19 protein-coding genes, 1 tRNA gene and 1 pseudogene are annotated in these 22,411 nt (G+C 69.4%); 15 read left to right on the forward strand and 6 right to left on the reverse strand.

Annotated elements, in window-relative coordinates; translation table 11 throughout:
* Positions 1-23: 23 nt before the first annotated feature.
* The 3 genes from ACX1D0_RS03785 to ACX1D0_RS03795 are packed head-to-tail and all read left to right on the forward strand — an operon-like array spanning position 24 to position 4,445.
* Positions 24-1,067, forward strand: coding sequence for a YlbL family protein (locus ACX1D0_RS03785; protein ID WP_459019569.1), 1,044 nt, complete (start codon positions 24-26; stop codon positions 1,065-1,067).
* The gene (locus ACX1D0_RS03790) at positions 1,060-1,578 is read left to right on the forward strand and encodes a PPA1309 family protein (protein WP_459019570.1); all 519 of its coding nucleotides are present in this window, start codon (positions 1,060-1,062) and stop codon (positions 1,576-1,578) included. The genes ACX1D0_RS03785 and ACX1D0_RS03790 overlap by 8 nt, the downstream gene beginning before the upstream one ends.
* Positions 1,575-4,445 (forward strand): UPF0182 family membrane protein, encoded by a 2,871-nt coding sequence (locus ACX1D0_RS03795; protein WP_459019571.1) that lies wholly within the window; start codon positions 1,575-1,577, stop codon positions 4,443-4,445. Before ACX1D0_RS03790 ends, ACX1D0_RS03795 begins: the two co-directional genes overlap by 4 nt.
* Before the next feature lie 6 nt (positions 4,446-4,451).
* Here the strand turns inward: ACX1D0_RS03795 and ACX1D0_RS03800 are convergent, their stop codons facing one another.
* From ACX1D0_RS03800 to ACX1D0_RS03810, 3 genes are read right to left on the reverse strand one after another with little or no spacing between them, the layout of a single operon-like run.
* On the reverse strand, positions 4,452-5,774 hold the full coding sequence (locus tag ACX1D0_RS03800; RefSeq protein ID WP_459019572.1) for a M16 family metallopeptidase: 1,323 nt from the start codon (positions 5,772-5,774) through the stop codon (positions 4,452-4,454).
* Positions 5,771-7,045 carry a M16 family metallopeptidase gene (locus ACX1D0_RS03805; RefSeq protein ID WP_459019573.1) on the reverse strand — a complete coding sequence of 425 codons (1,275 nt, stop codon included), beginning with the start codon at positions 7,043-7,045 and terminating at the stop codon, positions 5,771-5,773. The genes ACX1D0_RS03800 and ACX1D0_RS03805 overlap by 4 nt, the downstream gene beginning before the upstream one ends.
* A 40-nt stretch (positions 7,046-7,085) precedes the next feature.
* On the reverse strand, positions 7,086-7,670 hold the full coding sequence (locus ACX1D0_RS03810) for a DUF1349 domain-containing protein (RefSeq protein ID WP_459019574.1): 585 nt from the start codon (positions 7,668-7,670) through the stop codon (positions 7,086-7,088).
* Between the two features lie 54 nt (positions 7,671-7,724).
* Here ACX1D0_RS03810 and ACX1D0_RS03815 point away from each other — a divergent pair, with 54 nt between their 5' ends.
* Positions 7,725-8,729 carry an aldo/keto reductase family protein gene (locus ACX1D0_RS03815; RefSeq protein ID WP_459019575.1) on the forward strand — a complete coding sequence of 335 codons (1,005 nt, stop codon included), beginning with the start codon at positions 7,725-7,727 and terminating at the stop codon, positions 8,727-8,729.
* A gap of 97 nt (positions 8,730-8,826) precedes the next feature.
* Here ACX1D0_RS03815 and ACX1D0_RS03820 read toward each other — a convergent pair whose 3' ends face one another.
* Positions 8,827-10,083, reverse strand: a complete 1,257-nt coding sequence (locus tag ACX1D0_RS03820) for an integrase catalytic domain-containing protein (protein ID WP_459017860.1) — start codon at positions 10,081-10,083, stop codon at positions 8,827-8,829.
* Between the two features lie 158 nt (positions 10,084-10,241).
* On the opposite strand from ACX1D0_RS03820, the gene ACX1D0_RS03825 reads away from it, so the two are divergent.
* The 5 genes from ACX1D0_RS03825 (at position 10,242) to ACX1D0_RS03845 (ending at position 14,182) form a co-directional block, all read left to right on the forward strand.
* A tRNA-Met gene (locus ACX1D0_RS03825) sits at positions 10,242-10,318 on the forward strand.
* A 212-nt stretch (positions 10,319-10,530) separates the two neighbouring features.
* On the forward strand, positions 10,531-11,679 hold the full coding sequence (locus ACX1D0_RS03830; RefSeq protein WP_459019576.1) for a baeRF3 domain-containing protein: 1,149 nt from the start codon (positions 10,531-10,533) through the stop codon (positions 11,677-11,679).
* A 107-nt stretch (positions 11,680-11,786) separates the two neighbouring features.
* Positions 11,787-12,767: an aldo/keto reductase gene (locus ACX1D0_RS03835; protein ID WP_459019577.1), complete on the forward strand. Its 981-nt coding sequence runs from the start codon at positions 11,787-11,789 to the stop codon at positions 12,765-12,767.
* 98 nt (positions 12,768-12,865) lie between these two features.
* Positions 12,866-13,048, forward strand: a complete 183-nt coding sequence (locus ACX1D0_RS03840; RefSeq protein WP_459019578.1) for a hypothetical protein — start codon at positions 12,866-12,868, stop codon at positions 13,046-13,048.
* Between the two features lie 153 nt (positions 13,049-13,201).
* On the forward strand, positions 13,202-14,182 hold the full coding sequence (locus tag ACX1D0_RS03845; protein WP_459019579.1) for a LacI family DNA-binding transcriptional regulator: 981 nt from the start codon (positions 13,202-13,204) through the stop codon (positions 14,180-14,182).
* 16 nt (positions 14,183-14,198) lie between these two features.
* Here ACX1D0_RS03845 and ACX1D0_RS03850 read toward each other — a convergent pair whose 3' ends face one another.
* Positions 14,199-15,365, reverse strand: a complete 1,167-nt coding sequence (locus ACX1D0_RS03850) for an FUSC family protein (RefSeq protein WP_459019580.1) — start codon at positions 15,363-15,365, stop codon at positions 14,199-14,201.
* Positions 15,366-15,485: 120 nt separating this feature from the next.
* Between ACX1D0_RS03850 and ACX1D0_RS03855 the strand changes: the two genes are divergently transcribed.
* The 6 genes and pseudogenes from ACX1D0_RS03855 to serA form a co-directional block, all read left to right on the forward strand.
* A complete protein-coding gene (locus ACX1D0_RS03855) occupies positions 15,486-16,988 on the forward strand; it encodes an ABC transporter substrate-binding protein (RefSeq protein ID WP_459019581.1) in 1,503 nt (500 codons plus the stop codon).
* A 5-nt stretch (positions 16,989-16,993) separates the two neighbouring features.
* A complete protein-coding gene (locus tag ACX1D0_RS03860; protein ID WP_459019582.1) occupies positions 16,994-17,953 on the forward strand; it encodes an ABC transporter permease in 960 nt (319 codons plus the stop codon).
* Positions 17,950-18,759, forward strand: a complete 810-nt coding sequence (locus tag ACX1D0_RS03865; protein ID WP_459019583.1) for an ABC transporter permease — start codon at positions 17,950-17,952, stop codon at positions 18,757-18,759. The genes ACX1D0_RS03860 and ACX1D0_RS03865 overlap by 4 nt, the downstream gene beginning before the upstream one ends.
* On the forward strand, positions 18,756-19,583 hold the full coding sequence (locus tag ACX1D0_RS03870; RefSeq protein ID WP_459019584.1) for an ABC transporter ATP-binding protein: 828 nt from the start codon (positions 18,756-18,758) through the stop codon (positions 19,581-19,583). The genes ACX1D0_RS03865 and ACX1D0_RS03870 overlap by 4 nt, the downstream gene beginning before the upstream one ends.
* Positions 19,580-20,353, forward strand: coding sequence for an ABC transporter ATP-binding protein (locus ACX1D0_RS03875; protein ID WP_459019585.1), 774 nt, complete (start codon positions 19,580-19,582; stop codon positions 20,351-20,353). The genes ACX1D0_RS03870 and ACX1D0_RS03875 overlap by 4 nt, the downstream gene beginning before the upstream one ends.
* 66 nt (positions 20,354-20,419) lie before the next feature.
* Positions 20,420-21,613, forward strand: a pseudogene (serA, locus tag ACX1D0_RS03880) (phosphoglycerate dehydrogenase); the annotation flags it as partial.
* On the opposite strand, the gene ACX1D0_RS03885 reads toward serA, so the two are convergent.
* On the reverse strand, positions 21,610-22,410 hold the full coding sequence (locus ACX1D0_RS03885; RefSeq protein ID WP_459019586.1) for an inositol monophosphatase family protein: 801 nt from the start codon (positions 22,408-22,410) through the stop codon (positions 21,610-21,612). The pseudogene serA and the gene ACX1D0_RS03885 sit on opposite strands and share 4 nt — an antisense overlap.
* Position 22,411: the final 1 nt, after the last annotated feature.

Raw genomic sequence — 22,411 nt, forward strand, 5'->3', positions numbered from 1 at the left:
GGTAGCTGCAGGAGGGAGTGTCGGTGTCGCGCAACGCTGTGGCGATCGTGTCCTCGCTCCTGTTCGTGGCCCTGGCGGCGCTGCTGGTGGTGCTGCCCGTGCCTTATGTCGCCTGGCGGCCCGGCCAGACCATCGACGTCCTCGGCTCCGCGGAGGACGTCCCCGTCATCGAGGTGTCCGGGCTTCCGACGTTCGAGACGGACGGCAGCCTGCTCATGACGACGGTGTCCACCACCCGGGCGGACTCCTCCCTGAGCCTGCCCGAGGCCGTGTTCGTCTACCTCTCCAACGACTCCGACGCCATGCCGCGCGAGGTCATCTACCCTCCGGGCAAGACCACGGACCAGGTGCGCAACGAAGCCGTGGCCATGATGGACAAGTCCAGGATCAACGCGACGGTGGCCGCGCTCCGCGCCGCCGGCGTCGCCGTGACGGAGCTGCCGCGCGTTGAGAGCGTTGTGCTCTCCGGACCCAGCGCGGACCGGCTCGAGCCAGGTGACCTGCTCACGGCCGTCGACGACATCGCCATGAAGACCCGCGAGGACGTGATCGCTCAGGTCGGGACGCACGCGGTGGGCGACGTCATCGTCTTCACGGTGCTGCGCGACGGGCAGGAGGTCACCGTCAGCGTCACCGCCAGTGCCAGCCCCACGGACTCCCGCCGCGCCGTCGTCGGCGTCAGCCTGGACACGGGCTACCGGTACTCGCCGCAGATCCAGTTCGGCGTGGACCAGTCCGTCACCGGCCCGAGCGCAGGCTTGGTGTTCGCCCTGGGCCTTTACGAGCGCATCACCGAGGGCCACCTGATCAACGACGCCGTGGTGGCGGGCACCGGCGAGATCGATCCGAACGGCCGTGTGACGAAGATCGGCGCCGTGCGCGAGAAGATCAAGGGTGCGGAGCGGGACGGCGGCACCGTCTTCCTCGTGCCCGAGGGGAACTGCGCGGATGTGGGCAACCTGGACACCGACGTGCTGCTGGTGACCGTGAGCACGCTCAAGGACGCCATCGCGGCGCTCCAACTCATCAACGAAGGAAACACCGCGGAGGTGCCCACCTGTGGCTGACTCGTCCAAGCTCATCGCCTGCCTCATGGATGTGGAACGCCATGTATCCACCTCGGGGTGGGACCAGCCGGCGCGGCTGTTCGCCCTCGTCACCACCCAGACGCTGCTGGAGGTGGAGCCCCAGCTGCGGGGGCGGGTCCCCGAGGGCTCTGACGATGCGCTGACGGCCATCGAGCAGGAGGACTTCCAGGCCACGGACAACGTGGTCAAGCGCCTGTCGAGTATCTTCTGGCCGGACACCGTCGAGGGCTGCGCGCTGGCGATGGAACGCGCCTTCCTCGCCCCGGAGCATGAGGGCGAACTGCCCGATGATGCGGAGGAGGCCGCAGCGTTCGTGGCCGCCCATCCGGAGAAGACCGATGTGCGGATCGTGGTGGGCGTCCTGCGCGACGGGACCCGCCACGGGCTCGCCCGCCTCGTGACCAATCCAGAGGACCTCCTCGGCGCGGAGGACCTCGTCCCCGGGCTCACGGAGGCCCTCGTCGACACGTTCAGGAGTGAACAAGCGTGACCGCTCATCCCTTGGATCCCGATGCCCCCGCGGGCCGCGGCCCCCTCCTGTGGACCATCCTGATCGTCGGCGCGCTGGCGCTGGCGGGCGTCATCTCGGCCCGGGTGGTCACGGACTACCTGTGGTTCCGCAGCTTCAACTTCCAGACGGTGTTCACGACGCAGTTGGCCGCACGCGTCGGCCTGCTCGTCGTGTTCGGCCTGCTCCTGGCCGCCGTCGTGTTCTTCAGCCAGGTGATCGCCTACCGGCTGCGCCCGAAGGTGCGCCGGGCCAACCTGGACTCGGAGTTCCTGATCCAGCTGCGCGACGCTCTGGACCGCAGATCGAAGATGTTGATGGCCGTGCCCGCCGTGGTGCTGGGCATCCTGGGCGGCATGACGGCGTCGGGGATGACGGACACGTTCCTGGCCTGGTGGCACGCCACCGATTTCGGGTGGGACGACCCGTACTTCGGGCTGGACGCGGGCTACTACGTGTTCACTCAGCCGTGGCTGAGGTTCGTCGTCGGCTATCTGCTCTTCGCGCTGATCGCCGGAGCGTTCGCCGCGGGTGCCGTGCACTTCATGACGGGTGCGTTGAACTCCTCTGCCATGCGCGGCCGCGGCAACTCGGCCGCCGGTGTGGGGGCGCAGCGCCACCTGTCCATCATGCTCGGCATCATCATGCTGCTCATCGCGGCCAACGCCGTGCTGGACAGGTTCGGCCTCAGCCTCGTGGCCAACAAGAATTTCACGGGCCTCGGCTACACGGATTTCACCACCCGGGTGCCCGTGGCCGCGATCATCGCCATGATCTGCGTGATCGTGGCCGTTCTCGCCTTCGTCAACGCCTGGCTGCTGCGTTGGAGCATCCCGGGCGCGGGCATCGCGCTGCTGGTGGTGTCCTCGCTGCTCCTGTCCATGCTCTACCCGTGGATCGTGCAGAGCTTCGAGGTGACTCCCGACGAGGCGGAGAAGGAACGTCCCTACATCGCCAACAACATCGACGCCACGCGCTTCGCGTACGGCATCGAGGACGTGGAGATCGAGGACTACGAGGCCACCACGCTGGCCGGCGCGGGGCAGCTGCGGCAGGATGCGGAGGCGCTCCCGGCCATCAGGCTGATCGACCCCACCGTCGTTCCGGCGGCCTTCGAGCAGCTCCAGCAGGTGCGCGGCTACTACACGTTCCCCGACACCCTGGACATCGACCGCTACGTCATCGGGGGCAAGGCCACTGACTCCGTGGTGGCGGTGCGTGAGCTGGACCTCAATTCGGTCGAGTCCGGTGACACGTGGAACAACCGCCGCACCGTCTACACCCACGGCTACGGCATGGTGGCGGCCTACGGTAACCAGCGCAAGGCCAACGGCGAGCCCGTGTTCTTCTCCGGGGGCATCCCCACCGTCGGCACGCTGCCGGAGCACGAGCCCCGCATCTACTTCGGCGAGGCCACCAACTACTACGTCGTCGTCGGTGCGCCGGAGGGTCTGGATCCCGTCGAGCTGGACACCCCGTCGGGCGGCGAGGGACGCACCGAATCCCTGTATACCTACACGGGGGACGGCGGCGTGCCGATCGGGAACCCGCTGGTGCGCACGGCCTTCGCCATCCGCTTCGGCGACATCAACCTGATGCTCTCGGACCGGGTCAACGACGAGTCGCGGATCCTGCACGACCGGATTCCGGTTCAGCGCGTGCAGGAGGCGGCGCCGTGGCTGACGGTGGATTCGGATCCGTTCCCCAGCGTCGTCGACGGCCGCATCGTGTGGATCATCGACGCCTACACCACCACCGACAACTTCCCCAACTCGATGCGCAGCGACTGGACGCAGTCCATCTCCGATTCGCGCACCTCGGCCGACCGGCTGCTCATGGGCCAGCAGGTCAACTACGTCCGCAACTCGGTCAAGGCCACTGTCGACGCCTACGACGGCACCGTCACGCTCTACGAGTGGGACGAGGAAGACCCCATCCTCAAGACGTGGGAGAAGGTGTATCCGGGGGTCATCACACCGAAGGACCAGATCTCCCAGGAGCTGCTGGAGCACCTGCGCTACCCGCAGGACCTGTTCAAGGCGCAGCGGGAGATCCTCGGCCGGTACCACACCACCAGCGCCAACACCTGGTACCGCCAGACGGACATCTGGCAGGTCCCCAACGACCCGGTGCGCGCCGGCCAGCAGGGGCTGAAGGAGCCGCCGTACTTCCTCACCATCCGGTGGCCGAACGACGAGGCTCCCCACTTCGCCAACACCACCGTGTTCGTGCCGAAGGACCGCGAGAACCTCAGCGTGTACATGTCCGTCAACGCGGATGCCACCACGGAGGACTACGGGCGCATGAGGGTGCTGAAGCTCTCGGATGCCGAACAGATCGCCGGCCCCGGCCAGACGTACAACTTCATCGCGACCAATCCACTGGTCGCGGACAAGCTGCTGCCGTTCAACAGGCAGGGCGCGTCGGCGGCGGCCATCTACGGCAACCTGCTGACGCTGCCGTTGGGTGGCGGGCTGCTGTACGTGCAGCCCATCTTCACGCAGACCACGGGGACCACGGGCGCCTACCCGGCGCTGCGCTTCATCGTGGTGCGATTCGGTGAGCAGATCGGCATCGGCGAGACGCTGCAGTCGGCGCTGGACCAGGTGTTCCAGGGCGACGCGGGCGCCGATACCGGCGAGCAGCCGGTCGACGAGCCGGCGATCGACCCGGGCGAGCCGTCGTCGCCGGAGGACGCACAGGTGCGGGCGCGCAACTTCCTCAACGAGGCGCAGGCGTTGTTCGCCTCGGCGGACCAGGCGTTGCGCGACGGCGACCTGGCGGTCTTCCAGGCGAAGATGAGGGCCGCCGAGGCGAAGATCGAGGAGGCCGCCGACGCGCTGGGCTGATCGGCCTCAGCCGCGCAGATCCACGATCTCGGCGTCCAGGCCGATGGCCGCCAGAGCCGGCACCAGGGCGTCCGCGTCCCCCGCGATCGCGACTGTGGTGCCCGAGGGTGTCACCTCCGCGCGGAAGGCCGCCGTCGACTCCTCGGCGGTCACGACCGCCAGGTCGGCGTAGTGGTCGTTGAGATAGCCGGGCCGCAGGCCCGCGGCGGCCAGAGCTGAGGCCTGGTCCACGATGTCGGCGGACGTCTCGTTGGCGAGCGGGGCCACACCGATCAGGTAGCGCCGGGCGTCGTCGATCTCCTCGGCGCTGAACGGTTCACGCACGGCCAGACCGTCGAGGAGGCGGGCGACGGAGTCCGCCGCGACCTCCGTGCGGACGCTTCCCCCCACGGTGAAGAGTCCCTCGTCCGTGCCGGGGGAGAAGCCGCCCCCGATGCCGTAGGTGTAGCCGAGGCGCTCCCGCAGCTCAAGGTTGAGCCGGCTGGCGAATGCGCCCACCAGCGCGTGGCCGGCCAGGCGCAGCGGCGCCCAGCGGGGATCCTGCCGGGTGACGCTCCGGCGACCCATGACCACCGTGGCCTGCACGGCGTCCGGCTGGTCCACCACGACGATGCGTGGCGCCTGTGAGGGCGCGGGCGCGACGGGGACCTGCTGGCCACCGGCGGCGGCCCAGGACCCCAGCGCCGTGATGGCTTCGGCCGAGGTGAAGTCTCCGGCGATGATGAGGGTGGCGCCTGCTGGCGAGAAGTGCGCGGCGTGCCACAGCCGGGCGTGCTCGGGGGTGATGGCCGTGAGGGTCGTCGGGGTTCCGGCGGCCGGCCGGCCGTCTCGATGCTCCGGGCCGAACAGCTCGCGCCGCAGCGCCAGCCGGGCCGCGGACGACGGTGAGGCGAGTTTCGACTCGTAGTCGGCCACCTGTGCCTCCACGTGGTGGGCCACGTCGCGCTCCGCGAAGGCGGGCTCGCTGAGCACCTCCGTGAACAACGGCAGCACCCGGGCGAGCCTGCGCGAGGGTGCCTGGCCGCCCAGGGTGGTGTAGCGCTGGCGGGCCGTGCCGTGCAGGGTGGCGCCCTGGTCCTCCAGGAGCTCCCCGATGGCACCGTCCGGGTGCGTGCGGGTGCCCTCGTCGATGGCGTGGAGCGCCACCGTCGCGACCCCCTCCAGGTTCCGCGGCTCGGCGGTCAGGGGGGCGGGCAGGACCACCTCGAAGGTGGCGATGTGCTGCCCCGGCAGGTGGAAGTGCCACACGGTCATCCCCGAGTCCAAGGTGGTGATGGTGGGGGTGGGGAACTGCCAGGGCAGGCCGAGGGTGACGTCTGGGCGGTTCATCGGGAGGCCTCCGCGGCGTAGTGGAGATGGTGGGCCGACGGGGGCGCGAGCCAGCGCCCGGCCGCGGCCGCGATGTCGGCGCCGGTGAGCGCCACGACGTCGGCGAGATGGGTGTTGACGTCCTCGGGTGAGCCGTGGATGAGCCAGGCCTCGTTGATCGCGTCCGCGCGTCCGCCGGTGGTGGCCAGGTCCCAGAGCCAGTCCCGCTCGTACTGGGCGACGGCGCGGGCGAGCTCCTCGTCAGTGGGGCCCTCGGCGGCGAACCTGGCCACCTCGTCGTTGATGGCACGGGACAGCTGGCCCAGGCTCACGCCCTCGGCGGGGCGGCCGAGCAGCGCCGCGATGGACGGCGCGGAGCGGTGCGTCAGGGACGCGCTGTGCACCTCGTGGGCCACGTCGCCGTGCCGGACGAGGGCGCGGTGCAGGCGGGACGTGTGTCCCTCGGCGAGCACCGACAGCGCGAGGTCGATGGCGGGCTGGTCGACGTGCGCCGCCGGTGGGGTGGCCCAGGAGAGGTAGGCCAGGGAGTGGGGCACGTGGCGCGTGACCTCCACCGTCGAGGGTTCTCCCCGAGACGGGTCGGTGACGTCGGCCCGTCGGGCGGCGGCCCTGCTGGGCAGGCGGCCGAAGTGCTTCTCCGCCAGCTCGATCCCTTCGGCGGCGGTGAGGGGGCCACACAGCACCAGGCGCACGTTGGCCGGCCGGTACCAGGCGTCGAAGAACTCGGCCACGTCCGCCAGGGAGGCGGCGTCGAGGTCCGCCATGGACCCGATGGTGAGGTGCCCGTACGGATGCTCGGCCGGGAAGTGCTGTGCGGTCAGCAGCTCCAGGAGGTCGCCGTAGGGCTGGTTGTCGTAGCGCTGCCGCTTCTCCTCCTTGACCACCTGCCGCTGGGCCTCGAAATTGGCCGGCGTGATGGCGAGGGACGCGAACCGGTCCGCCTCCAGCCACAGCGCAAGGTCCAGGGCGCCTCGTGGAACCGTCTCGAAGTAGTTGGTGCGGTCCGTGGAGGTGGTGGCGTTGACCGTGCCGCCCAGGGACTCGACGGTGGACATGTGCTCGCCGCTGGCCACGTTGGCCGATCCCTGGAACATGAGGTGCTCGAAGAGGTGCGCGAATCCGGTCTTGCCGGGGCTCTCATCCGCCGAGCCCACCTCCACCCACAGGTTCACCGCGACCCCGGGAGCTCCGGGATCCGGTGCGACGACGACCTGAAGGCCGTTGTCGAGGCGGGCTTGGGTGAGCTCGTACTGCAGGGCGGCCTCGGTCATGCGCGCAAGGCTAGCCCACGGCGTCGGGCCGGCCAGGCGCTCAATGGAGGGCGCCGTCGGCTGGGCCGACGGTCCATTCGTGGAAGCGCACGACCAGCCCCGCCCTCGTCGGCGCGCATGTGAACGGGCCGGCCGCCGCGCGGGCGTCGCGCGGGAAGGGAGCCACCCGTACCAGCAGCAGTTCCTCGCCGTCGAGGCCGGCGCGTACCGTCAGGGCGTCACCCGAGCGGGAGACGCGCACCCTCACCCGCCGGTCGTGCCACGCGTCCATCGGGGCGGTCGACCAGTCCGAGACCGGGTTGGTCACGACGGCGCCGAGCTGTGGGTGGCCGTCGGCGAACTCGACGCCGGCCTTGACCCAGCAGTCCGCGGCGGCCATTACGAAGAGGCCGGCCTGGTCGAACTGCTCCGCGTAGTCCGCGGTGAACACGACCTCCATGGCGGTGTCCTGCCGGAAGGGGGCGACGAGGGCGTGCTCGTTGTCGTGGATGAAGCCGTAGGAGGTGACCCGCCAGGCGTCGGATCCCTGCACCGCGGCCACCACCAGGTCGGTGCCGTCCTCGCGCGAGTCCGCGGGGGGTGTGGTCCAGGTCCCGGAAGCCCAGGCCAGCTCGGTTTTCTCCATGGACGTCACGGTAGCGGCGCGCGGGCGTCGCCGGAGCGGAGTAGGTTTTGTTGCATGAAGTATCGCTATCTGGGTAACTCGGGCCTGAAGATCACCGAGCTGACGTACGGCAACTGGCTGACCCACGGCTCGCAGGTGGAGGCGGACACCGCCACGGCCTGCGTGCGCGCCGCGCTGGAGCACGGCATCACGTCGTTCGACACCGCAGACGTCTATGCCAACACGGCGGCCGAGGTGGTGCTCGGCGAGGCGTTGAAGGGTGAGCGCCGCGAATCGCTGGAGATTTTCACGAAGGTCTACTGGCCGGTGGGTCCGAAGGGGCCCAACGACACGGGGCTGTCCCGCAAGCACATCATGGAGGGCATCAACGGCTCCCTCGAACGCCTGCAGACGGACTACGTGGATCTCTACCAGGCTCACCGCTACGACGTGGAGACGCCGTTGGAGGAGACGATGGTGGCCTTCGCCGATGTCGTCCGCCAGGGCAAGGCGCTCTACATCGGTGTGTCCGAGTGGCCGGCGGACAAGATCCGTGAGGCGGCCCGGTTCGCCAAGGAACTCAAGATCCCGTTCGTGTCCAACCAGCCGCAGTACTCGATGCTGTGGCGGGTCATCGAGGACGAGGTGGTGCCCGCGTCGCAGGAGGTGGGCGTCTCGCAGATCGTGTGGTCGCCCATCGCGCAGGGCGTGCTGACCGGCAAGTACCTGCCCGGCCAGCCGGCGCCGGAGGGTTCGCGGGCCACCGACACCAAGGGCGGCCAGAGCATGATCAGTCGTTGGATGCGCGACGACGTCCTCACCCGGGTGCAGGGCCTCAAGCCGATCGCCGACGAGCTGGGCCTCAGCATGGCGCAGATGGCGGTGGCGTGGGTGCTGCAGAACGACAACGTGGCGGCTGCCATCATCGGCGCCTCCCGCCCCGAGCAGATCGCCGAGAACGTCAAGGCAAGCGGGGTGGAGATCCCCGACGAGCTGATGACGCGGATCGACGACGTGCTGGGTGACCTCGTCGAGCGTGACCCGGCCAAGACGTCCGTCCCCGAGGCGCGGCCGGCCTGACTTCCGCCCCCGCGTCGCTCGCGATTCGTGGTGCCTCACTGTCAAGTCCCCGGATAGTGGGGGGCCGTGCCTCACATAGTTTTCCCCGTGTAACGGGTTAGCTGGCTCGGGTCTTGAGGACACCGGGGGTGGGTGCTTTCCAGGTGATCTGGTCTTGGAGTCGCCGTGTTTTCCCGGCGGCGAGTCGGGTGAGTTCGTGTTGGATCTCGGTGATGGCGCGGGCGATCGCGGCGGGTTGCAGGGTGGCTTTGTAGGCGGCGAGTTCGGCTTCTTGGGCGGAGCTGAGGACGCCGGCGGCCAGCAGCCGCTGATACGGGGAGCGGGGCTGGTCGTAGAGCCTCTTGCGTCGCCCGATGGTGTCGGTGGACCAGCCGACGGGTTTCTTGGTCGGGGTGAAGAAGTTGAGTCGGTCGTTGACCAGGGTCCAGAGCTGGTTGAGCAGCGTCAGCTCGGTAGGGGTGTCGTAGCGGTGGTAGAAGCCGTAGCGGCGCACGAGGTGGTTGTTCTTCGACTCGATGGTGGCCTGGTCGTTCTTCTTGTAGGGCCTTGAGCGGGTGAAGAACACGTCGCGTTGGCCGGCCCAGTCGATGAGTTGGTGGTTGATGAACTCAGAGCCGTTGTCGCTGTCGATGCCGGTCACGGCGAACGGTACCTGGTCGATGAGCAGGTCGAACGCGCTCCGGATGTGGATGTGGGCGTTGTTGCGGATCGCGTGGGTGAAGGTCCAGCCGGTGTGCATGTCGGTGAAGTTGACGCTGCGGGCGAACTCTCCTTGCAGGGTGGGGCCGCAGTGGGCGACGGTGTCGACCTCGAAGAACCCGGGTTCGGCTTCGACCTCGTCACCGGCTTTGCGGATCTGGATCGAGTTGCGAAGCAGGCTTCCCTGCCTCGTGGCGGACTTCCCGCGGAGTGGGTCTGTGGCTCGGGCAGGGGCCAGGTAGCGGTCGATCGTGGCCGGCGACATCGACTCGAGTTCGGCTCTGACCTCAGCGCTGTACCGATCCTGGCCGGAGACCAGGGAGCCTTCGGTTTCCATTGCGTCGAGCCAGTCGGTCATCGCAACAGCGAGGTACTTGCCGCAGCTGCCCCCGGCAGTGGCCCAGACCAGTTGAAGGACCTTGATCGCATCGTAGGAGTACTTCCGCGGTTTGGTCTTGCGGCGGTCGATCACTGCGACGGTGGCAACCGCCCGACCGGGGGCCTGTTTCAGCCGGGCGACCAGCTGTTGACGGGCGTGATCACGGTTCCAGCCGGTGACCTCGACCACGTGGTCCAGGATCACGCTCTTGCCCTTCCTCGGGGCCGCGGCGTAGGCCTGGGCGTACTTCTTCGTGACTTCGAACCGGGCTGCCATCGACAGCTTCTCCTCAACCTCCACACCCCATCGTGGCCAGCCTCCACGTTCGCGGGGAAAAGTGTGTGAGGCACGGCCCCTACGTACGCGGGGACTATGTGTGAGTCTCGTCGCGATTTGGTTTGTCCGCAGACATTGACCTATAGTTGGTCGAGCGACGCGGGGTGGAGCAGCTCGGTAGCTCGCTGGGCTCATAACCCAGAGGTCACAGGTTCAAATCCTGTCCCCGCTACCACAACAAGGATCCGGATCGGCCATCAGGCCGGTCCGGATCCTTCGTCCCCCCGGAGCGCACCATGGATCGGGCCTCGCGGTTGAGGGCACTGGTCACCTCGCAGGCATCGTTCCCGGCCGGGTGCATCGCCCTACCTGCCGGAGGTCACCGAACCCTGACGCCGACCGCCCTCCACGCGTAGGCTGGAACGAAGCCGATACAAGGAGGATCACATGGATCTGTTGACCCGTTCGGACATCCAGTCGCTCGCCGTCTCGGAGGTTGACGGCATGCACGTCTCCCTTCTCATGCCGACGCACCGCTACGGCAGCGGCGTCCAAGCCGATCAGGTGCAGTGGAAGAACCTCGTCAGTGGCATGGAAGCCCTTCTCCTGCAGGAGATGCGTCGCCCGGACGTCGACGCACTGCTAGCTCCGGCCCGCGAACTGCAGGGCGACGGCCTGGCCTGGCAGTCCATGGGCGACGGTCTGGCGATGTTCATCAAACCCGGCCAGCACCGGATGGTCCGCATCCCGGCGTCGCTTCCCACGCTCGCCACGGCAGGCGACCGCTTCGTCACGGGCCCGCTGATGCGGCTGCTGTCCGGCGACGCCCACTTCCTGCTGCTCGCCATCAGCCAGGGCCACGTGCGCCTCATGGACGGCAGCCGGCACACGGTGCGCCAGATCGAACTCGACGATGTGCCCACCCAGATCTCCGACGTGGTGGAGCCCGAGGGTCCACGATCCGATGCCATGGCGCGCTCGCTCAGCGGGGGCCGCGGAGGGCGCTCCGTGTTCTACGGACACGGGGCCGGCGACGACGACGCCAAGAAGGACGACCTGATGCGTTTCCTCCGCGAGATGGCCGCGGGCCTGCACGACGTGCTGGCCGGCCAGACCGCGCCGCTGGTGCTCGTTGGGTTGGAGCAGAACGTAGCCGCCTACCGCGAGGTCAACACCTACGCCAATGTGCTCGACGAGGCCGTCCTGCGCAACCCCGACGACCTGTCGGGTGACGAGCTGCACCAGCTGGCGTGGCCCATCGTCGAGGCGCGGCTGCGCGCCGAGCGCAGCGCCACCATCGCCCGCTACCACGACATGAGCGGAGGGGAGCGGGTCTCCGACAGCCTCGAGCTGATCAGCGATGCCGCAGCCCAGGGCCGCGTGGACACGCTGTTCATGCACACCAACCCCTGGTGCTGGGAACGGGTGGCGGGGAGCGAGGTGCCGGTGGTGCGGCTCGGCCAGGACGACCGCTTCGCAGACTGCGAGACGGAGGACAAGGCGGCGGCGGACACTCTCGCCTTCGGGGGCATGGTGCACGCCACGTCCCAGGAAGTGTCGGAGGGCGCCGAGGTCGCGGCCATCCTGCGCTTCTGATCACTGCCCTGGGGTGTACTGCCAGTGCCTGGTCCGACAGGCACTGTTGCGGTACGTAGCGCGCCCGTAGCCTGAGGAACACCCCTGACCTCATCTAGGAGAAACGCATGTTGACACGCACTCTGGGCACCGGCCTGACGGTGTCCGCCCTCGGTCTCGGCTGCATGGGCATGAGCCAGAGCTTCCCGCCGTTCCCGCCGCACGACGACATGGTCACGATGCTGCGCACCGCCGTGGACCGCGGAGTGACGTTCTTCGACACCGCCCAGGTGTACGGGCCGTTCACCAACGAGGAGCTCGTCGGCGAGGCCCTGGAGCCTGTGAGGGACCAGGTGTCGATCGCCACGAAGTTCGGCTTCGAGCTGTCCACGGGGCAGGTGACCGGCCTCGACAGCCGGCCGGACACGATTCGTCGCTCGGTCGACGACTCGCTCGCCCGGCTCCGCACGGATCACATCGACCTGCTGTACCAGCACCGCGTGGATCCTGATGTTCCCATGGAGGACGTGGCCGGGGCGGTGAAGGAGCTCATCGAGGCGGGAAAGGTGCTCCACTTCGGGCTGTCCGAGGCCGGCGCCGCCAACATACGTCGCGCGCACGCCGTCCAGCCCGTGACGGCGCTGCAGAGCGAGTACTCGCTGTGGTGGAGGGAGCCGGAGGACTCGGTGCTGCCGACGCTGCGGGAGCTCGGCATCGGCTTCGTCCCGTTCAGCCCGCTGGGTAAGGGGTTCCTCACCGGCGCGATCAGCGACGACAAGGAGTTCGAGGCGGGTGACTTCCGCAACTCCATCCCGCGCTTCACGGACCCGGAGGCCCGACACGCCAACCGCGCCTTCGTCGAGCTGCTCGGCAGGATCGCGGAACGGCACGGGGCCACCCCCGCGCAGGTGGCGTTGGCGTGGATCCTCGCACAGGGCGACTTCATCGTGCCCATCCCAGGCACCACGAAGCTGCACCGGCTGGAGGAGAACATCGCCGCCACCGAGCTGGCGTTGAGCGACGACGACTTCAGTGAGATCGCCGGCGCCCAGCTCAGCGCCGTGGGGGACCGCTACTCGGAGGCCCAGCAGCGCCAGATCGACCGGTGAACCTGCGAATACACCAGACGCTACGCGAGCATGCGGCTGCCGCTGGGCGTGACCTCGTGTCGGTAGCCCGATGGAACTCGCGATCCAGGCCGAGCAGGATGGCCTTCTTCAACCGCACCGACGGCACGTACTGGTCCTCGGGCGGCATGTCGGGCAGGTCGATCACCGGCTGCACCGTCACGTCCAGGCCGGTCAACAGCTCGGCGAGCAGGGCGGTGGTGATGTGGCCGGCCTTCTCGACCCGCGCCACCCCGCTCAGATCTCCGACGGCGTCGGTGTGAATGTGGACGGCGAGCTCATCCGCCGCGGCATGCGGGAGGGTCGGCCAGGCCTCCGGCGGGTGTCAGATCGGTAACGATTCCTCCGGATTCGTTGACACCCCTTTCCGCAGGGTTGGACCATGGCGGCTACCTTGAACGATCAACGGAGGCCCGATGAAGAAGCCGACGCTCGCCAGCCTGGCGGCGGAGCTCAAAGTTTCGCGCCAGACGATCTCGAACGTCCTCAACTTCCCGGAGCGCGTCCGCGCCGAGACCAGAGCCCGCGTCCAGGACGCCATCGAAGCCTCCGGGTACCGCCCCTCGGCGGCCGCGCGCGCCCTGCGCAACCAGCGCGCCATGACGCTCGGGCTCAGGCTCAGCAACCCCCGCAACGGCATCTCCGGCTCGTTCATGGGGGACTTCGCCCGCGAGCTGATCACCGCCGCTGACCGGCGCGGCTACCGCGTCGTGGTGTTCCCGGCCACGTCGAACGAGGAGGAGATCGACACGCTCGTCGAGCTGCGCCGTACTCTCGCCATCGACGGGTGCGTCATCACCGACACATGGCCCGACGACGACCGCCCCGCCCGCCTGGCCGAGGCCGGGGTGCCGTTCTCGGCATTCGGACGGCCCTGGACCGGGCCGGACCACGGCCTGTGGGTCGACGTCGACGGCAGGGTCGGGGCCGCTGCCGCCGCACGCTTCCTCCGCCGCACCGGCCACGAGCACATCGGTTTCCTCGGCTGGTCGGACGGGTCGCCCGTGGGCGCGGATCGGCGCGCGGGCTGGCAGCAGGCGCTGGGCCTCACCGATGACGAGGCGGCGAGGCTCACCGTCGATGGGGAGGACACGGTCGCGGCTGGGGAACTTGGCATGGCGGAGCTGCTTGCCCGCGGAGCAACGGGGGCGGTGTGTGCGTCGGACAGCCTGGCGCTCGGCGCCTTCACCGCGGACAAGTCGGTGGCGCGAGGCGACGTGGTGGGCTTCGACGATACCCCCGTGGCCAGGGCCATCCGTCTGCCGAGCGTCCGGCAGCCGGTCGACGAGGTGGCCAGGATCGCGCTCGAGATGGTGTTGGCGCAGCTCACCAAGGCCGCGCCCCACGCAGGTGGCGGAGTGCTCGTGCACCCGATCGTCGAGACGCGGGAGGCCTGACAGGTCGACGGGCCGCTCAGTCCATGTCGGGCACCGCGTCGCGCGCGTCGGTGTAGTCCTCGCCGCAGAGCTCCATCAGGTCCACCAGCATGGACCTGACCTGCGCCAGCACCACCGTCGACGACAGTCTCGGCAGGATCGGCATGTGCGCCGAGCGCTCCGCGAGGGCACGCAGGTCCGCCAGCTTCGCCGTCGGCCTGCGCCGGGCGAACAGCTCTGCCGCACACTCGTCGGTCACCTGCGCGAACTCTGTCAGCAGCGTCAGGTACTCCTCGGGAACCTTCTCGTTCCGGTAGGTCGCGACCGCACCCCGCCGCGCCAGGACGCGCAGATTCCGGATCAGCCGGTCCAGTGGGACCACGAGATCGGAGATCTGCAACGCCTCGTCGCGGTGGCGGCGCAGGAACGGCGAGGACCGCACGACGGCGATGCCCTCCGACGCCGCCGTCAGCAGCGAGGACAGCTCGTCCTCCGTGGATCGCGCGCGCTCCAGGATCTGCTCGGCCGCGTCGACGTCACACGTACGCAGCGCGCCCACCATGGCGCGAACCGTCAGCGCCGCCTCGTGCAGGACCTTCGCGGCGATCATCCGGGGCCGGTCGATGGGGGTGGTGGGCGCCACCGTCGCGAAGAGCAGCGCCACCGCGCACCCCACCAAAGCGTCCTGCCACCGCGCGACCCCCGTGTCCGCGCCGGGCAGCACCGTCAGGACCGCGGCCGCCTGCACCGCCGCCTGCGTCACCATCAAGGTGCGGGCACCCATCCACGTGGTGATGGACATGGCGATGGCCACCACGAGCACGATCTGCCACGCCCCCGTGCCGAAGAAGTGCACGAACACGTCACCCAGGAACACCCCGACGGTGACCCCGACGGCCACCTCCGCCACGCGCCCCAGCCGCTGGCCGAACGAGAACCCCAGGCAGATGATCGCCGCGACCGTGGCCAGGAACGGCGCCTCATGCCCCAGCACATACCGCGCGATCCACCACGACGCTCCGGCCGCCAGCGAAATCTGCAGGATCATGAACAGCCGCGAGCGCCACCTCCCGACGCGCCGCTGCTGGGAGCGCCAGCCGCGCCGCGCGGTGCGCTCCGAGAGGTCGAACGCCCGGATCGACGCCCGCTGCAACGCCCTGCCAGTGCCGTGCCACGAGAAGCCGTGCCGGTGATCCTCTGTCATGGCGCCCATCCTGCCCAATCACGGCCGATTACGCCCCTCGTGAAGTGAAGGGAAAGGCGGAGGGTGCCGACGGGTACACTGAGCGGGCCGTTGACCGTTGCCGGAAGGGAACCGAAGAACATGCGCCGAGCCCGCACCCTGGGGATCGTGATGGTCCTCCTTCTGTCGGTGGCGTTGGGTGCGTGCACGCGCCCCCCGGCTGAGGGCGAGGAAACGCGAACGCTCAACATCGGTGCCACGGGGGAGCCCGCCGGCCTGGACATGATCACCGTCTCCGGCGCCGGCACCCCCTTCGTGCTGCTGTACAACGTGTACGAGACGCTCGTGAAGCTCGACGGCGAGGGCACCATCCGCCCGCTGCTGGCCTCCGAGTGGGTCGCCTCTGCGGACAACACGGTCTACACCTTCACCATCGATTCGGGCGCCCGCTTCTCGTCCGGCACGGACGTCACCGCGGAGGCCGTCGTCGAGAGCTTCGAACGCAACCGCGGCGCGGAAGCCACGGACCAGATCTCGGGCAAGTGGGCGGTCGTGGACACCATCGAGGCTGTGAACGAGAACACCGTCGAGGTCACCCTCACCCAGCCGTCGAACCAGTGGCTCTACGAGATGACCGGTCCCGCCGGCATCGTCACGGACCCCACCGGCGCCGCCAATCTCGACACCCAGCCCGCCGGCTCCGGACCTTTCCAGTTCGTGCAGTGGGAAGAGGGCTCCTTCGTCGAGCTGCGGGCGGACACCGGCTACTGGGCCACCCCCAGCCGGTTCGAATCGGTCTTCTTCCGCTACTACGCGGACCCCAACGCGATGAACACCGCCATGCTGGCCGGCCAGCTGGACATCGTGTCCAACCTGACTGTCCCGCAGGCCATCGAGCAGTTCGCCGACGAGGAGCGCTTCACCGTCCACGAGGGCACCACGGACGGGGAGGTGGTGCTCGGCTTCAACCATCGCACTGCCGCCCTGCAGGACCTCAGGGTGCGCCAGGCGATCAACCACGCCATCGACCGCGAGGCCCTCATCGACGCCGCGTGGGGCGGCAAGGGCACCCTGATCGGCTCCATGGTGCCGCCCACGGATCCCTGGTACGAGGACCTTGCCGACACCTACCCCTATGACCCGGACAAGGCTCGGGAGCTGCTCACGGAGGCCGGCCTGGCCGCCGGGCTCACCCTGAGGCTGCGCGTGCCCAACCTGCCCTACGGCCCGCCCGCCGGCCGGTTCATCGCGGCCCAGCTCAAGGAGGTGGGCATCGACGTCCAGCTCGACGAGCTCGAGTTCCCGGCCCGCTGGCTCGATCTGGTCTACACCCAGTACGACTACGACATGACCATCGTGGCCCACGTGGAGCCGCGCGACCTCGGGGCCTTCGCCAACCCCGAGTACTACTGGGGCTACGACAACCCGCGGTTCCAGCGTCTCGTCACGGAGGCAGACGCGGGCACCCCTGCCGAGCAGGTAGAGAAGCTGCAGGAAGCGGCCCGGATCCTGGCCGACGACGCGGCCGCGGACTGGCTGTTCCTGCTGCCCAACATCGTCATCACCACCCCCGAGATCTCCGGCATCCAGGCCAACCAGATCAGCCTCGCCTTCGATCTCACCACGATCGCCGCCAGGGGCTGACCCCCGTGGCCCTGCGCCGGGTGGGCGCGCGGGTGGGTTGGCTGCTCGCCAGCCTCCTGCTGGCATCCCTGCTGATCTTCGCGGCCACCAACGCACTCCCTGGCGACATCGCCCAGGTGATCCTCGGCACGAACGCCTCGCCTGGCGAGGCGGCGCGGCTGCGCGCGGAACTCGGGCTGGACCGGCCGTTCCTCACGCGCTACCTCGAGTGGCTGTGGGACGCGGTCCGGTTCGACTTCGGCGAGTCCTACCTCAGCCGCCGGCCCATCGCGCCCCTGATCGCGTCGCGGCTGGAGGTCTCGGTCTGGCTGATCCTGTTCGGGATGATCGCCGCCATCGTCATCGCGCTCCCGGTGGGGGCCTACGCGGCCGTGCGGCGCCGCCACCTCGACGGCGTGGCCGTGTCCGCCCTCTCGCAAGTGGGCCTTGCGGTGCCCGCGTTCTGGGCCGGCATCTGGCTGGTGGTCCTCTTCGCCGTCCAGCTGCGCTGGCTGCCCGCCGGCGGATACGTGTCCTACTGGGAGTCCGTGGGCGAGTGGATCCGGCACCTCATCCTGCCCGTGACGTCGCTGGCCATCGTGCAGGCCAGCGTCATATCGCGCTACGTGCGCAGCTCGGTGCTCGAGGTGCTCCATGAGGACTACTTCCGCACCGCCCGCGCCGTGGGATGGTCCCGCACCGGGGCACTGTGGCGCCATGGGCTGCGTAACACCGCCATCTCCCTGCTCACCGTCATCGGGCTGCAGCTCGCCACCCTCCTCGTCGGTGCCATCATCATCGAGCAGGTGTTCGCGCTCCCCGGACTGGGCTCGTCGCTGCTGCTGGCGGTGTCCCAGCGCGACCTCGGCGTGGTCCAGGCCATCGTGCTGCTGCTGGTGTGGGCGGTGCTGGCCATCAACTTCATCGTGGACATCGCCTACCAGGTGATCGACCCGCGCCTGCGCCGCAGCGGGGAGGCGCGATGAAGCGCGGCACCCTCTACGTGGGCGCGACCCTCATCGGGCTGGTGGTACTCATGGCGCTCGTCGGGGCCTTCTGGACCCCGTTCCCGCCGGACGCCGTCGTCTCCAGCGGGCTCCAGCCGCCCGGCTGGCCCTACCTGCTCGGGACAGACGGGCTCGGCGGCGACATCGCGTCGCGGGTGCTCAGCGGAGCCCGGATCATCCTGCTGGTGGGTATCGCCTCCGTGGCCGTGGCCGCCGGCATAGGGGTGCCGCTCGGCATCCTCGCCGGCATGGTGCGCGGCTGGGCCGGGGAGATCCCCGCGCGCCTCGCAGACATCCTCTACGGCTTCCCCGCCCTTCTGCTGGCCATCCTGTTCGCCGCCGCCCTCGGCGGCTCCACGTGGACGGCCATGATGGCCATCTCGCTGGCCTCCATCCCCGCGTTCGTGCGGATCTCGCGCGCCGCCACGCTGCAGGTGATGAGCCAGGGCTACGTGGAGGCGGCCCGCCTCAGTGGCATCCCGTACCTGGCCGTCGCATGGCGCCACGTCCTGCCCAACATCGCGCCTGTCGTCGGCGTCCAGGTGTCCGTCAGCATCGGCATCGCCATCCTCGCCGAAGCGGGGCTGTCCTACCTCGGGCTCGGCTCCGGCCCGGACTCGCCCACCTGGGGCCGGATGCTGCGCGAGGCGCAGGGCCACATCTTCAGCGACCCGCAGCTGGCGCTGTGGCCGGGGCTGGCCATCGCCGTGGCCACCATGGGGTTCAACCTGCTCGGCGACGGTCTCCGCGACCTCCTCGACCCGCGGCTGAGGGAGATCCGATGAGCTACCTCAAGGTCACGGACCTGCACGTCTCCTTCGGCCGGCGCCAGAAGCCGGCCCTGCGCGGGATCAGCTTCACCGTCGACGAGCGCGAGCGCCTGGGCATCATCGGCCAGTCCGGCTCCGGCAAGTCGGTCACCGCCCTCGCCATCATGGGCCTGCTGCCCGCGCACGCCCAGGTGACGGGCAGCATCCGGCTCGGCGGCCGCGAACTCGTCGGCCTCCCCGAGCGGGACCTGCAGAAGCTGCGCGGCGACGAGGTGTCCATGATCTTCCAGGAGCCCATGACCGCGCTGGACCCCACGATGAAGGTGGGGAGGCAGGTGGGCGAGGTGGTGGCGCTGCACCACATCGAGCGGCGCGGCACCATCCGCGACGAGGTCCTCACCTGGCTCGGGCGCGTCGGTATCTCGGAGCCCGAGCGGATCGCCGACTCCTACCCGCACGAACTCTCCGGCGGTCAGCGGCAGCGCGCGCTCATCGCGATGGCCCTGGCCAACCGGCCAGGCCTGGTGCTGTGCGACGAGCCCACCACCGCCCTCGACGTGCTCGTCCAGCGTCAGATCCTGGAACTCCTGGCCGTGCAGCTGGCGGACAGGGCGGCGGTGTTCGTCTCGCACGACCTCGCGGTGGTGCGGCAGGTGTGCCAGAGGGTCGCGGTGATGCTCGAAGGCGAGATCGTCGAGCAGGGCGCCATCGACGAGGTCATCGCACACCCCCGGCATCCCTACACGCAAGGGCTCATCGCGTCCGCCCGGATCGACCGGGTGCCGGTCGGGCAGCTGCTGCCCAGTGTCGCGGACTACTACCCGGGGGTCTCCGCATGAGCCTCGTCGAACTGCGCGACGCCGAGGTCACCTTCCGCCGGGCAGGCAGGCCGTTCGTCGCCCTGCACGGCGTGGACCTGGTGGTGGAGCATGGCGAGCGACTCGGCATCGTCGGCGGATCCGGCTCCGGCAAGACGACCATGGCGCGGCTGATGCTGGGGCTGCAACCCCCGTCGCGGGGGGACGTCCTGTTCGACGGCCGCTCCATCGTCGGGCTGCCCGAGAAGCGTCGCGGCTTCCTCCGGGCTTCGGCGTCCATGGTGTTCCAGGACCCCAACTCCTCCCTCAACCCGCGGATGCGGCTGCAGGACATCGTCGCGGAGCCGCTGCGCTCACCGGTGCTGCGGGGTCGCGGCGACATCCCCGAACCCACCCGCGAGGTCATCGCGGGAGCGCTGCACGGCGTGGGCCTGGCGGAGGAGATGCTGGACCGGTTCCCGCACCAACTCTCGGGCGGGCAAAGGCAGCGCGTGGCGATCGCCCGCGCGCTCATCAGCGACCCGTCGCTCCTCGTGGCCGACGAACCGGTCTCCGCGCTGGACGTCTCGGTGCGCGCGCAGGTGCTCAACCTGTTGAGCGGCGAGGTGCAGGAGCGGTCGCTGGCTCTGGTGCTGGTGTCGCACGATCTGGCCATCGTGCGTCACATGTGCGAGCGGGTGGTGGTGGTCAACGCCGGCCGCATCGTCGAGGAGGGCGACGTGGCCGCTGTACTCGGCTCACCGCAGCACCCGTACACCAACGCCCTCGTCGAGGCCACCCTCAGCCTCTGACCCGGGCACCGTACGCCGCTAGCGGACGCGTGCGGGCGCCGCCGTCGCGCAGCCGTAGAATGTCGCCTCGTGAAGGCACTGCTACTTGAGAACATCCACGCCGATGCCGTGAAGGCCCTCGAGGCCAAGGGCTACGAGGTCGACACCCGGGCGGGTGCGCTGGCAGAACGGGACCTCATGGCCGCGTTGGAGGGTGTCGACTATCTCGGCATCCGCTCGCGCACCCACGTGACGCGCCGCGTTCTCGATTCGGCGCCGCAGCTCAGCGCCATCGGCGCCTTCTGCATCGGCACCAACCAGATCGATCTCGATGCGGCCACGGACCACGGCGTCGCGGTGTTCAACGCCCCCTACTCCAACACCCGCTCCGTGGTGGAGCTGGCCATCGCCGAGATCATCTCCATGGCCCGCCGCCTGACGGACCGTAACCGCGACATGCACGCCGGCATCTGGGACAAGTCCGCCATCGGCTCGCACGAGGTGCGCGGCCGCACGCTGGGCATCATCGGCTACGGCAACATCGGCTCGCAGCTGTCCATCGTCGCGGAGGCGCTCGGCATGCGTGTGCTCTACTACGATCTGGTGGACCGCCTGGCGCTCGGCAACGCCCGCCGCGTGGACTCGCTCGAGGAGTTGCTGGCGCAGTCCGAGACCGTGTCGCTGCACGTCGACGGCCGGGCCGAGAACAAGGGCCTGTTCGGCGCCGAGCAGTTCGCGATGATGCGCCCGAGGTCCCTGTTCCTCAATCTGTGCCGCGGCGGCGTCGTGGATCTCGACGCCCTCTACGACAACCTCGTCTCCGGCCACATCGCAGGCGCCGCCATCGACGTTTTCCCGTCGGAGCCCAAGGCCAAGGACGAGCCGTTCGTGTCGAGGCTGCAGGGTCTCAGCAACGTGATCCTCACCCCCCACGTCGGCGGCTCGACGCAGGAGGCGCAGGTGGACATCGGCCGCTTCGTCGCCGGCAAGCTGCACGACTACGAGACCCTCGGCTCGACGTCGATGAGCGTGAACCTGCCCGAGGTGCCCGCGGGCCCCACCACCACCGCCCGGATCGTGCACCTGCACCACAACGTGCCCGGTGTGCTGGCGAGGCTCAACCAGTTGTTCGCCTCGCATTCGATGAACATCGGCTCCCAGACGCTGGCCACGCGCGGCCCGCTCGGCTATGTGGTCACCGACGTGCAGGGCGAGAAGTACGACGGTCTACTCGCCGAGCTCGAGTCCCTCGACGAGACGGTCCGCGTCCGCGTTCTCTAGGCGGTGGGGGAGCGGAGGTAGTCCAGGACGGCCTCGTGGAGGAGGCCGTTGGTGGCCACCGCCCCGGGGCCGTTGACGCCGTCGGCACCGTCGAGGTTGGTGAACCTGCCGCCCGCCTCGCGGACGATCACGTCCAGGGCGGCCATGTCGTAGAGGGCGAGGTCCGGTTCGCACGCCACGTCCACGCTGCCCTCCGCCACCAGCATGTAGCTCCAGAAGTCGCCGTAGGCTCGGGTGCGCCACGAGTCGCGCATCAGGTTGATGAACCCCTGCCCCCGGTCCGTCTCGACCCATTCCGCGATGTCCGAGTAGGACAGCGACGAATCCGCCAGGTCCGCCACGCGGCTGACCCGCAGCTCAGTGGCGCTGAGGATCGAGCGGCCCGTGTAGGCGCCGCCACCCGTGCTGGCCCACCAGCGGCGGCTGAGGGCGGGCGCCGAGACCACCGACGCCGCGATCCGCCCGTCCACCTCGAGGGCGATCAGCGTGGCCCACACCGGCACGCCCCGAAGGTAGTTCTTGGTGCCGTCGATCGGGTCGATGATCCACCGCCGTGACGACTCCCCGGTGTCGCTGAACTCCTCGCCGTGCACGGCGTCCCGCGGGCGGGTTCGCGCCAACGTGCGCCTGATCGCTTCCTCGACCGCGGTGTCCGCCTCGGTGACAGGGGTGTTGTCCGGCTTGCTGCTGAAGCGCAGGTCCTGCGCCTTGAACCTGTTCATCGACAACGAGTCCGCGTCGTCTGCCATGAGGTGCGCCAGGCGCAGATCGTCGGTGAGGTCCTTCGAGACAGCCATG

Source organism: Tessaracoccus pujii (genome assembly GCF_054483895.1).